The following is a 12,496-nucleotide window of genomic DNA, read 5'->3' as shown; positions in this document are numbered from 1 at the left end:
TGAGCTAACGCGTACTAATGAGCCGTGCGGCTTGACCATATAACCCCAAGACGCTTCGTATACAGGTCCTTCTGTGACGAACCCGGCCATCCATGGCTGGACTCGTCAAAAGAGCGACCCTTCAACGAACCATCTCGAAACACTTCACCAGACGCTTGTCACTCGTTTACCCCTCTGCGGAGCCGGCGCTTCAAAGCGCTGCTCCCACCCTTTCCCTGGCGGCTATAGCGCTGTGGTCCCACCCGATCCCATCCCGAACTCGGAAGTGAAACGCAGCCGCGCCGATGGTAGTGTGCACTCGCATGCAAGAGTAGGTCACCGCCAGGGGCTTTATCCCTCAAACGCCTTCCCTTACCGGGAAGGCGTTTGGCTTTTGCACGGCCGAAAAATTTTTCTTCGAAGGTTGTATGAGATACAACCGAAACAGGACTTAGCGACAACGATCGAGAGGTCCTGGTACAGACATCCCGAAAGTGCAGCCGGACGAACGGAATCAAGGCTTGCTTATCGCCTATGATGCGTCTTTGAATCAGCTCGACCGACGCACTTGCCGAGGAGAAGAGCCGTGTTCGTCAATGTCGAAACACGACGTCAACCGCGAATCCATTGGGCAGCAATGCTGCTCATCGGCATCTGCGTGGTGACGTTCGTGGTGCTCGCATTGATGCCGGCACCGCGACGAGTCACCTTCCTGCTGGAGTGGGGCACTGTCCCCGCCAACATCTTCGACACGCATCAGCCGATCTTGCAACAATTGCGTGACCCGGCATTGCTGCGCCTGGTCACTGCATTGTTCATCCACGTCGCGTGGCTGCATCTGCTGAGCAACCTGCTGTTCCTGATGATCTTTGGCGTGCCCGCCGAGCGTGCGCTGGGTTCGGTACGCTTTCTGGTGCTGTTTCTTCTCGGTGGCGTCGTCGCCAACTTCGCCGGTGCGGTTTCCCTGGCGGGTGTCGTCAGGCCGATTATCGGCTGCAGCGGTGCAGTCTCCGCCATCCTTGGCGCTTACGTATCGTTATTCCCACGAGCGCGCCTGGGCCTGGTGCTACCGCTCGGGTTTTATCTCGAATTTGTCCGTGTTCCCGCCTTTCTATTGATCGGCATCTGGGCCCTGCTGCAACTCCTTTTCAGCTACGTAGGTCCCAGCTATGGGGGCTACGCCTGGTGGACGCACGTTGCCGGCTTCTTGTTCGGTGCGATGTTCGCTCTTCTTTCACGCGGCGCGATCATGCGCCGCATGCGGCGCTAAAATGGCGTCATGCGCAACAAGAAACTCTACAAAGTTACCTTTCTACACTTGGGCAAGTGCTACGAGCTTTATGCCCAGCACGTGGCGTCAAGCGGACTATGGGGCTTCACCGAAGTCGGCGATCTGGTCTTCGAGCCGGCGGGAGAAGGGCTGGTCGTCGATCCAACGGAAGAACGCTTGCGCGAGGAATTCAAGGATACGCGCGTGCTGCATCTGCCGATGCAGGCAGTCGTTCGCATCGAAGAAGTGGAGCGCAAGGGCGCGCTCGCCATTCGCGATGCGGCGGACGGCCAGAAGGTGACTCCCTTCCCGATGCCACCACACAGTCGCTGAAATGCATTTTCCGACGTCAATCGTGGCTAAGCCCGTGGCGCCTCGAAAACATTCGTAGCAGCCGGCGTGCATTCGGCGTCGCGGCAACCTGCCGGAACGTATGATGAGGATCGAAGCCCTCGCGCCGCATGTCGTGGTGCTTGCGCTTGATATAGGCACGCATCACGTCGGCGTTGAATTCCGGATGGAACTGCACGCTGATCGCATTGTGCCCATAGCGAAGCAGATGGTGCGGGTCGCGTGCGGAGCGTGCCAGGACCTGCGCATTTTTCGGAATTTCCAGAACGCTTTGCTCGTGCGTCGTGTGCGCGCGGAACTGACCGGGCAGATGCGCGGCAAGCGGATCCTGTTCCGCGCCAGGCAGCAACTCGATAGGCAAGGTTCCGATTTCACGGCCGCCAGGCAAATAATCGACGCGCCCGCCGAGCGCGTGCGACATGAGCTGATGGCCGTAGCAAACGCCCAGCAACGGCAGGTCGACATCCATCGCGTTGCGGATCCAACCGGCTGTGCGCTCACTCCACGGCGCGCGCTCCGTAACCATCGCTGCGGAGCCAGTGATCATCGCGCCAGCCACCTCTTGTGGTGGCGGCAAATCCTCTCCAGCGGCCACATTGATGACCTGCACACGCTGCAGAGGCAAACGGGCACTGAGTCGAAACCAATGTGGGAAATCACCGTGACGTGCACGGATGTTGTCGGGGGCGTGGCCGGTACGAATGATCAGGACAGGTTTCATGGAGCCAATGGCGGTTCGATCGAAAGCAACTCAGGGCTGAGGGTCTTCCGAGTGTTCTATGGGTGGTATCACGGTCAGCACTTCTTGCACAGTGGTCAGACCACGCGCGACTTGATCAGAGGCGGAAATGCGCAACGGGCGCATCCCGCCCGTCAGCGCGGCCTCGCCGAACTTAATGAGATCAAGCTGCGCGCTGATCATTCCACGTAGCCGAGGAGTCAGTTCCATCATTTCATAGATGCCGGTGCGTCCCATGAAGCCCGTGTTGCGACACTCCAGGCAACCCACAGGCTTGAAGACGCGTGCGGGAACCGGAATAGACCAGCCGTGCGTGAGCGCGGTCCATTCGTGCGGATCCTGCTCTGCCTCGATTTTGCAGTGCGGACACAGCGTGCGGACCAGGCGTTGCGCCACGACACCCGTAAGCGTGGATTGGATGAGGTAATACGGTACGCCAAGATCCAGCAGGCGCGTCACGGCACTCGGCGCATCGTTGGTGTGCAGCGTTGAAAGCACAAGGTGACCGGTCAACGATGCCTGGACAGCCATCTGCGCCGTTTCCAGATCGCGTATTTCGCCCACCATGATGATGTCCGGATCCTGACGCAACAGTGTGCGCACGCCGGTCGCGAAGTCCAGATCGATCGCTGGCTGCACCTGCATCTGGTTCAGCTCGGGAGACACCATTTCGATCGGGTCTTCCACCGTGCACACGTTGATATCGGGCGTTGCCAGGTGCTTGAGCGTCGAATAGAGCGTGGTCGTCTTGCCCGAACCCGTCGGACCTGTCACCAGCACGATGCCATGCGGACGTTCCACCATGTGCCGCCACAAGGCGGCTTCCGGTGCCGAAAAACCGAGCTGGGAAAAATCCTTCGCCACAATGTCGGGATCGAAGATGCGCATCACCACCTTTTCGCCGAACGCCGTGGGCATGCTGGAGATACGCAATTCCACTTCGCGTCCGGATGTGGCGCGCGTCTTGATGCGACCATCTTGCGGGCGACGCTTCTCCGCCACATCCATGCGCGAAAGAATTTTGATGCGCGATGTCACCGCCGTCATCACCGGTGGCGGCAGTTCGAACACTTTGTGCATCACGCCGTCGATGCGAAAGCGCATGAGTCCTGCTTCGCGACGCGGCTCCAGGTGAATATCCGAGGCGCGCTGCTCGAAGGCGTATTGCAGCAGCCAGTCCACGATATGCACGACGTGCCGATCGTCCGCACCCACTTCGCCAGCTTTGCCGAGTTCCAGCAACTGTTCGAAGTTGAGCAGGGTCGACGTATCGTAGCCTTGGTTCTTCGCATCCTTCGCTAGCTGGATGGAGCGCTGAACGCCATAGAATTCTTGCAGGTAGCGATTGATGTCGATCGGGCTGGACACCACGCGGTGCACGTCCCGGCGCAGCATCTGAGCCAGATCTTTCGCCCAGGTGGCATCGAAAGGCTCGGCGGTCGCGAAGGTGACTTCGCCGGTTGTCGCCGCCACCGGCAGGATGCGATGGCGCTGGGCATAAGCGTGACTGACGACCTGGGTAACCGCCGCCACGTTGATCTTCATGGGGTCGATTTTCAGGTAAGGCAGGTTGGCGTGCCCAGCCAGCCATTCGGTCAGGCCTTCCAGGCTGAGCGGGCGTGCCGGGTCGCGCTGATTGACCAACTTGGCATTGGCGATCACCACCAGGGGATTGAGCTCCACCGCGTTGCGGCCTGCGCGGTTGCCCAGGCGCAGCTGCTTGGCATCGTCGGCAGACAGATGACCATCCACCACCAGGGCGGCCAGCACGTCGTCCAGGGCCAGGCGGCCGCGACGACCGAGTAAGGAGGCGATTTGTGGAGTGGCTGCCATCTGCTTAAAACCCCTTGTGGACATCCATCGCTGTGAAAAATCAGCGAAAAGATGCGCTGCGGCTATACTAGCGCGCTTTACACACAGTTACGGAAAGCGATGTCCGCACCTACTTTCCAGGATGTGATCCAGACCCTCAACCGTTATTGGGCGGCCCAGGGTTGCGTGCTGTTGCAGCCCCTCGACATCGAGGTCGGCGCCGGCACTTTCCACCCGGCCACCTTTCTGCGGGCACTGGGCCCCGAGCCGTGGGCCGCGGCCTACGTGCAGCCCTCGCGTCGCCCGACGGACGGGCGTTATGGCGAAAATCCAAACCGTCTCCAGCATTACTACCAATACCAGGTGGTGATGAAACCCAATCCCGAGAACATCCTGGAGCTCTACATCGGCTCGCTGAAGGAACTCGGCCTCGATCCGCAGGTGCACGACCTGCGCTTCGTGGAAGACAACTGGGAATCGCCCACCCTCGGCGCATGGGGCTTAGGGTGGGAAGTCTGGCTAAACGGCATGGAAGTCACCCAGTTCACCTATTTCCAGCAAGCCGGCGGCCTGGAATGCAGGCCGGTCACCGGCGAGATCACCTATGGCCTGGAACGCCTGGCCATGTACCTGCAGAACGTGGACAACGTCTACGACCTCGTCTGGACGGAAAGCCCGCACGGCAAAGTCACCTATGGCGATGTGTTCCATCAGAACGAAGTCGAGCAGAGCACCTACAACTTCGAACACGCCAATGTCGCCGAACTGCTGCGTTGGTTCGATGTTTGCGAAAGCGAAGCCAACAAGTTGATCGCTGCAGGTTTGCCGTTGCCCGCCTATGAGCAGGTCATGAAGGCAAGTCACACGTTCAACCTGCTGGATGCGCGCCGTGCGATCAGCGTGACCGAGCGCCAGCGCTACATCCTGCGTGTTCGCACGTTGTCGCGCGGCGTTGCTGAAACCTATGTGGCGCAGCGCGAGAAACTTGGGTTTCCTGGCCTGAAGCATAAGAAGAAGGAGCAGGCCGCATGAGCGCCGCGAAATCATTGCTCATCGAGCTAGGCACGGAAGAGTTGCCGCCCAAGGCGCTGGATGAACTCGGTGCGTCGTTTTTGCGCGGCATCTGCGACGGTTTGAGCAAGCGCGGCGTCGGCGCGTCGCTGGATCAGGCGAAGCTATATGCCACGCCAAGGCGTTTGGCCGTCCATATTCCCCATGTCGCGGTCGCTCAGCCCGATCAGTCGCTGGAACGTCGCGGCCCCGCCGTGAATGCGGCGATGGATGCCGATGGCAATCCGGGCAAGGCGCTGGTCGGATTCGCGCAATCGTGCGGTGTTGGTGTCGAGCAACTGGAAAAGCTGGAGACGGACAAAGGTGCGTGGTTCGTTTTTCGCACCGTGAAACCCGGTCAGCTGGTTTCCGCGCTGTTGCCGGAAATTGTCGACGAAGCGCTCAAAGGTCTGCCCATTCCCAAGCCAATGCGCTGGGCCGATCACGACTACACCTTCGTGCGTCCCGTGCACTGGCTGGTGATATTGCATGGCGCGGAGATTGTCGATGGCGAAGTGCTTGGCCTGAAGAGTGGGCGCAAATCGCGCGGTCATCGCTTCATGCACCCTCAACCCGTGCACGTTGCCGATGCCGACAGTTGGCCGGATGCGATGCGCATGGCCAAGGTGCTGGCCGATCCACAGGAGCGCCGTCAACGCATTCGCGACGAAGTCGCACGCGTTGCCAAACAGACCGGCGGCACCCCGCGGCTCGACGACGCTTTGCTGGACGAAATCGCCAACCTCACCGAATGGCCGGTGGCCATCGCTTGCGCGTTCGATCGCGAGTTCCTGAGCGTTCCGCCGGAAGCGCTTGTCACCACCATGGAAGCGAACCAGAAATTCATTCCTGTGTTCGACGAGAAAGGCGCGTTGACCGAACACTTCATCGGCATCGCGAACATCGACAGCAAGCAGCCCGGCGAAATTCGCAAAGGCTACGAACGCGTGATTCGCCCGCGTTTCGCCGATGCAAAATTCTTCTGGGACGAAGATCTGAAAACGCCGCTGGCGAGCTATCAGGACGCGCTTAAGAACGTCACGTATCAACAGGCGCTTGGCAGCCTGTGGGACAAAAGCGTCCGCGTCGCTGAAATAGCCCGTGTTGTCGCCAATCGCGTCGGCGTCGACGCCGGACAGGCAACGCGTGCGGCGAGCCTGGCCAAGTGCGATCTGCTGACGCGCATGGTCGGCGAGTTCCCGGAACTGCAGGGCGTCATGGGGCGCTACTACGCGCAACACGAATACGAACCTGCTGAAGTCGCCAACGCGCTCGATAGTGTTTATCAGCCGCGCTTTGCGGGCGATACGATCGCCGCGGGCAAGGTCGGTCAGGTGCTTGCCGTGGCCGAGCGCGTCGACACGCTCGCCGGCATCTTTGCGGTAGGCCTCAAACCCAGCGGAAACAAGGACCCGTTCGCGCTGCGTCGCGCCGCACTGGGTTTCGCGCGTACCTTGATCGAAGGCGGTCTCGACCTCGATCACAAGGCACTTTTCGCCGAAGCGCTGGAGTTGTTGCCGGACGCGGCGTTCGCAGCCGGACTCAAACCGGGGAAAGACGGCAAGGCGCCGGCTCTCGATGTGGGACAGCGCCGCGCCGCACTGGTGAACGAGCTCAATGACTTCGTGCTCGAGCGTTTGCGCGGTTACTACGCGGATCAGGAATTCACCACCGAGCAGTTCGAGGCCGTGTTGGCGGTTGCGCCCGTCAGTCTGGTCGACTTCGATCATCGACTGCGCGCCGTCGTCGAATTCGGTCGTTATCCCGAGGCCGCAAGTCTTGCGGGCGCCAACAAGCGCGTTGCGAACATCCTGCGCAAGCAGCAGGAAGAACAAGGTGCGCAGAGTATCGGCACCCAGGTCGATCCCGCCCATTTCGAGGCCGATGCGGAGCGCGCGCTGGCTAAGGCCCTGGAAGCGGCGCAAGCCGACAACGTTGCAGCCCTGCAGCGTCGCGACTACACCGCCGTGCTGGCACGTCTTGCACAGCTGCAGGCCCCTGTCGATGCGTTCTTCGACAGTGTGCTGGTGAATGCGGAGAACCCCACCGTGCGCGCCAATCGACTGGCGCTACTTGGACGTCTGAAGGCGCAGTTCACCGCCATTGCGGATATCGCGCGCTTATAACGCTGGTTGCGAGGCACAAAAAAAAGCAGCCGAAAGGCTGCTTTTTTTGTGGGCTACGCCATGACGATTCAGGTCGTCATGCGGCCTGCGGCGCGATCATTTTTCAGGCGCTCGGCAAGGCGATGATTGAAGGCGACCATCGCGGCAGCATCCACGTCATTGCCACCCGGACCGAGGATCTCGTAAAGCTCGGCCAGCATGTCGGAGTTTTCGGCCAGGGTCAGCGGGCTGCCCGCCAGATCCAGTTCCGACTGCAGGATACGCAGTGCGGTATTGAGCCGCTGCGCATCCATGGCGGCGCCACTGGCTTCCAGCGCGTCAGTGACGGCGCGCAGCTTGGAGCGGTGGCGCTGGGACGAGATAGTCTCTGCGCTGCTGCCGCTGGTGTCGTCGGGCACAAACGCGCTTGGGTCGATCTGCATCGATCCCTCTCCGGCCACCAGCCACACCAGGGAAATACCCAGTGTTCGCGCCAGGGTCACGCAACGGGCCCGCGAGGGATCCGTGTTGCCGTCGCGCCAACTGCGCACAACCCCTTCCGAAAAGCCGCACATGCGGGCGATCTCGGTGACGCTGCCTACGCGCTGGATCAGCAATTTAATGCGATCAGCGAAGGTCGAAGAGGGTTCTGTAATCGTATTTACTTGCAGATTCATCGCAATTTTCCGCGCTTTTCTGACGGGTGGCAGGCAAAATTTTACTAAATGCCTTGTTTTTCTGATGTCTATCGGTCGTTACAGCATGTTGACCGCAGCAATTTATTACGTTACGTTCGCATTATCTTGCGAATGGCGGCACATCCGCGTCGTCCTCGAGCGCATAAACGCGCCAGTTCCATCGGGGTTGACACGTAGGGCTGCCAACAGAGCAAGAAACTGCGGCGGCCCCACCGGCCATCCGCGATCGGCCACGAAGACTTGCGGCTCCGGCTGTGCCGGGCCGCCCATGGGGAGACACAATTAGATGACCAAGCGTTATTTCACACGCAGTGCCTTGCTTCGACCTTCCGCCCTGGCTTTGGCGGTTGGCTTCGGTTTCAGCGGAATGGCTTTCGGCCAATCAACCACCGGCTCGATTTTTGGCCAGGTCCCGACGGGCGGTGGTCAAACCGTAGTCATCAAAAGTGCCACCGGCGTTTCGCGCGAAGTGGGCATCGATGCGGCCGGGCGTTATTCGGCAGGCTCGCTGCCTCTGGGCAGCTATACGGTGACCCTGATGCGCGACGGCAAGGCTGTCGATTCGCGTTCGGACATTACGCTGCGCGTCGGCGCCGGCACCGAAGTTTCCTTCGCGGCCGCGAGTGCCGCCCAGGCCAAAAACCTGGATAGCGTGACGGTCACGGCAAGCGGGGTTCCCGCCATCGACGTCACCAGCGTCGATTCGCGGACAGTCATCACCGCACAGCAGCTCAGCACGCTGCCACTTGCGCGCTCAGCAGAGGCGATTGCGCTGTTGGCGCCTGGCGCCGTCGGCGGCTATAGCGGTTTCACCGGTCCCACCGGCAACCAGCTGGTCTCCTTCGCCGGCTCGTCGGTGACCGAGAACGCCTACTACATCAACGGATTCAACACGACCGACCCGCTGAGCGGTTTCGGCGGTATCACGCTGCCTTATGGCGCGATCGATCAGGAAGAAATCCTCAGCGGCGGCTACGGTGCCGCGTATGGTCGTTCCGACGGTGGTGTGCTCAGCCAGGTCGGCAAGCGCGGCAGCAACGATTGGCACTTCGGTGCGCAGGTGTTGTGGACGCCGGCATTCGCCAAGGGCGATATCGGCAATGCCTACTATCTGACCGGCAGCAAGCAAGGTCAGATCTATCGCCGCAACGCGGACAGCAAATACTGGGAAACCACCGAGGACGCCTATGTCGGCGGACCGCTGATCAAGAACAAGCTCTACTTCTTCACCGCGGTGGAGGCGGACAAGCAGCAGGGCAACAGCATCGGTCCGGTCACGTCCTCGTACAACACCAAGTACCAATATCACAATCCGAAGTGGTACACGAAACTCGATTGGAACATCACCGACAACAACATTCTTGAGCTGACCGGCGCGTCGAACAAGCACCAGTACCAGGGGGCGTTGTTCGATTACAACTACCCAACCGGGCAGACGGGCGCGTTGAACAGCTACGACACGTCGACGAAAACCGCCGCGGACGTCTACATTGCCAAGTTCACCAGCTACATCACCGATGATCTGACCCTGACGGCGTTGTACGGCAAGCAGAAAATCCGCTACTACAGCGAAATTCCCGGCTACGATCCAACCTACCCGTACATCGGCACGCCTGAAAACCAGAACCCCGCCATCACCGGCGGTTCGGTGGTCACCAATAACCAGACGGTGCTCACGTTCAACAATCCGAATCACCGATCGACCAATACGAACCTGCGCGTCGATCTCGCTTACAGGCTGGGCGATCACACCATCACGGCCGGTATCGACAATCAGGACACGCGCGATACCGATGACGGCACCACCACCGCAGGCCCCGGCTATGCGTGGTACTACGGACATATCGATCCGAACAAGCCGATCAGCGGCAGTCCGTTTGTCGACGCGCCCGGCAATTATCCCGGCGGTTCGACGGGCTATTACGCGTACAGATACGTCTTCGACACGGCGGCGTCGGTGCGCGTCAAACAACGGGCGCAGTACGTGGAGGACAGTTGGCAGATCAATGATCGCTGGCTGGTGAAGCTGGGACTGCGCAACGATCAGTTCACCAACTACAACCCATCCGGCCAGGCCTATATCCGTGAAACCAAGCCGCAATGGGCGCCGCGACTGGGTTTCAGTTGGGACGTCAATGGCGATTCATCGCTCAAGGTGTATGGCAACGTCGGTCGCTACTACTTGGCGATGCCGGCGAGCGTGGCGCTGCGTGCTGCGGCAGGATCACTTTATACCGATCAGTACTACACCTACACAGGCATCGATGCGAACGGTATTCCAACGGGTTTGACGCCCATCAAATCAAGCACGGGCGGTCCGGTTTCCGCGAACAACGAATACGGTCAGTCGCCCGATCCCAGGACGGTCGCTTCGCAAGGCATCAAGTCCGAATATCAGGATGAATATCTGCTCGGTTTCACGCAGCAGTTCGATCCGGCATGGGTGTGGGGCATGAAGGCGCAGGTGCGCAAGATTCGAAATATCCTCGACGACATCTGCGACACCAACACGATCGTTTCGAAAGCCGAAGCGCAGGGCTACATCATCGATCCGGACAACTTGAACGGTTGTTACCTGTCTAACCCTGGCCGCAGCAACACCTATCTGGTTCCCAATACCAGCGGCGGCTACGACCCTGTGACTGTTTCGGCGCAGGATTTCGGCATGCCCAGAGCCAAGCGCAACTACTACGGCCTGGAGACATTCCTCGAGCATCCCTTCGACGGCAAGTGGCAGGGCAAGATCGACTACCTCTACTCGCGCAGCTACGGCAACTCCGAGGGACAGGTGCGTTCGGATATCGGCCAGACCGATGTCTCGGCCACGGTGGACTGGGATTTCGGCAAGGTCATGGAATACGCGAACGGATACTTGTCCAATGATCACAAGCATCAGTTCAAGGCGTATGGCTCGTACCAGATCGCGCCGGAGTGGATGATCTCCGCCAACCTTGCCTTGATCTCGGGTGGTCCACGCGTGTGTCTGGGCTACTACGGCGCGGGACAGACCAATCCGATCGGCTACGGCAGCTATTACCACTATTGTGGTGGCAAGCCGTCGCGGCCCGGCGATGCAGGACGTCTGCCCTGGCAGCACGTGCTTAGCGTGGCCGCGGAATATCGACCGGAATGGGCGGCCAAACGCCTGGGCTTCAACGTGATGGTCTACAACCTGTTCAACGAATCGGTCGCTACGGCCGCCTACGCGTTATATGGCACGACTGCGGCGCCCAACACCAACTACGGCCGTGTCACCTACTGGAGCACGCCGCGCTACGTGCGTTTCGGTCTCACTTACGACTACTGAGGCACCCGGCAGATCCTGGCGGCAATCGCCAGGATCTCCCTACGCATCACGAGGCGGCCGGTACAATCCGGCTGCCTTTTTTCTTACGGGCCCTAATAATCAGGCGGTTACATACGCGGCCGAATGGAGTCGTCGGCCCGTTGACTTTTCCAGCCCATGACTTTCGGCTATTCTCTAAGGCTCCCCCCGCGATTCATGGCGGCGCCGTAGCGTCACAGGGCTCGCGTTCGAATCGATCCAAACCTGAGGTTTCATTCCATGCGCAGCGTTGTTTGGTCGCTGATGACAGTGGCAGCGGTTGCACTGGCCGGCTGCAGTAATTCTTCCAATTCGTCGTCGACACCTTCGACTGACGGCGCAGCCGCACCGGCACCTGCCGCCCAGGCAAGCAATATCACCGGCACGGTTTCCATTCGTGGCGACATCAAGCCGTCCGCTCAGGACTCGCTCGATATCAAGCTGGTCGACGTGACGGCGCAGGGTTCTGCTCCGTTGGCGACCAAGACCATCGCGCCGGCGACGACGTTCCCGCAACAGTTCGAATTGGATTTCAATTCGTCCAATGTCGTTCCCAACGACATGTACGTCGTGGAAGCCACGCTCACCGACGGGGACCGTCACTACACGATGCCGCTTCAGGCGCCGGTGCTGACCCAGGGACACCCGACCAGCAACGTTGCGATCGAGCTGATGCCCTCGCAGACGCCCGGCGAAAAATTGCTTGCCGCCTTCCAGGGCGTGCAGAAGCAGATCGGCGGCATGAAGCGTTCGAGCGGCACGAAGCTCGAGCCCAATGCTTCGCGCGCCTGGCAGGTGTTCCGCGACGGCCTCGAAGTGAAGTTCATCCGTGAGCTCGTCGATTACGGCGACAAGGGCTTCACCAGTACCGACTACGCTTACAAGGATGGCAAGCCGTGGGTCGTGCAGCAGCAAAAGAAGGCCGACCAGTCTTCGAAGCCGACGTCGGTGGATACTGCCGGCTGGGGCGATGACGGTTCGCTGGTGCTGAAGACGCACGAAGCCGGTGGTAACACGGAAACCTTGAGCGACAGCGATGCCGCCAACCTGCAGCAGCAGGCCAAGGACATCCTGAACATGGCGACGGGCGGCAAGGGCAAGTAAGCCGTTCGCACCACGTAAGCGCATAAAAAAAGCCGTCCGCATCGCGGACGGCTTTTTTGTTGC

9 protein-coding genes and 1 rRNA gene are annotated in these 12,496 nt (G+C 60.2%); 7 read left to right on the top strand and 3 right to left on the bottom strand.

The features are described from left to right. Positions 1–214 precede the first annotated feature (214 nt). The 3 genes from rrf (at position 215) to DWU99_RS11480 (ending at position 1,582) form a co-directional block, all read left to right on the top strand. A 5S ribosomal RNA gene (rrf, locus tag DWU99_RS11490) occupies positions 215–327 on the top strand. Between the two features lie 238 nt (positions 328–565). Continuing rightward, positions 566–1,249, top strand: a complete 684-nt coding sequence (locus DWU99_RS11485) for a rhomboid family intramembrane serine protease (RefSeq protein WP_233511054.1) — start codon at positions 566–568, stop codon at positions 1,247–1,249. Between the two features lie 9 nt (positions 1,250–1,258). Continuing rightward, a complete protein-coding gene (locus tag DWU99_RS11480) occupies positions 1,259–1,582 on the top strand; it encodes a DUF1820 family protein (protein ID WP_115478144.1) in 324 nt (107 codons plus the stop codon). Between the two features lie 16 nt (positions 1,583–1,598). Here DWU99_RS11480 and DWU99_RS11475 read toward each other — a convergent pair whose 3' ends face one another. Together DWU99_RS11475 and tfpB are read right to left on the bottom strand one after the other, a co-directional pair. Then, complete coding sequence (locus tag DWU99_RS11475; protein WP_115478143.1) at positions 1,599–2,321, bottom strand: glutamine amidotransferase; 723 nt, start codon at positions 2,319–2,321, stop codon at positions 1,599–1,601. A gap of 30 nt (positions 2,322–2,351) precedes the next feature. After that, positions 2,352–4,172: a type IV pilus assembly ATPase TfpB gene (gene tfpB, locus DWU99_RS11470; RefSeq protein ID WP_115478142.1), complete on the bottom strand. Its 1,821-nt coding sequence runs from the start codon at positions 4,170–4,172 to the stop codon at positions 2,352–2,354. A gap of 99 nt (positions 4,173–4,271) precedes the next feature. On the opposite strand from tfpB, the gene glyQ reads away from it, so the two are divergent. Together glyQ and glyS are read left to right on the top strand one after the other, a co-directional pair. After that, positions 4,272–5,183: a glycine--tRNA ligase subunit alpha gene (glyQ, locus tag DWU99_RS11465; protein WP_115478141.1), complete on the top strand. Its 912-nt coding sequence runs from the start codon at positions 4,272–4,274 to the stop codon at positions 5,181–5,183. Then, positions 5,180–7,327 (top strand): glycine--tRNA ligase subunit beta, encoded by a 2,148-nt coding sequence (gene glyS / locus DWU99_RS11460; RefSeq protein ID WP_115478140.1) that lies wholly within the window; start codon positions 5,180–5,182, stop codon positions 7,325–7,327. Before glyQ ends, glyS begins: the two co-directional genes overlap by 4 nt. Before the next feature lie 68 nt (positions 7,328–7,395). Here the strand turns inward: glyS and DWU99_RS11455 are convergent, their stop codons facing one another. Continuing rightward, positions 7,396–7,983: a helix-turn-helix domain-containing protein gene (locus DWU99_RS11455; protein ID WP_115478139.1), complete on the bottom strand. Its 588-nt coding sequence runs from the start codon at positions 7,981–7,983 to the stop codon at positions 7,396–7,398. Positions 7,984–8,290: 307 nt separating this feature from the next. Here DWU99_RS11455 and DWU99_RS11450 point away from each other — a divergent pair, with 307 nt between their 5' ends. Together DWU99_RS11450 and DWU99_RS11445 are read left to right on the top strand one after the other, a co-directional pair. Then, on the top strand, positions 8,291–11,311 hold the full coding sequence (locus tag DWU99_RS11450; RefSeq protein WP_115478138.1) for a TonB-dependent receptor: 3,021 nt from the start codon (positions 8,291–8,293) through the stop codon (positions 11,309–11,311). A 258-nt stretch (positions 11,312–11,569) separates the two neighbouring features. Then, positions 11,570–12,433 (top strand): YbaY family lipoprotein, encoded by an 864-nt coding sequence (locus DWU99_RS11445; protein WP_115478137.1) that lies wholly within the window; start codon positions 11,570–11,572, stop codon positions 12,431–12,433. Positions 12,434–12,496: the final 63 nt, after the last annotated feature.

It is taken from the genome of Dyella psychrodurans (assembly GCF_003363265.1).
Classification (GTDB): Bacteria; Pseudomonadota; Gammaproteobacteria; order Xanthomonadales; family Rhodanobacteraceae; genus Dyella_B; species Dyella_B psychrodurans.
The sequence above is the reverse complement of the archived record's forward strand: the minus strand, read 5'-3'. Positions and strand labels throughout refer to the sequence as shown.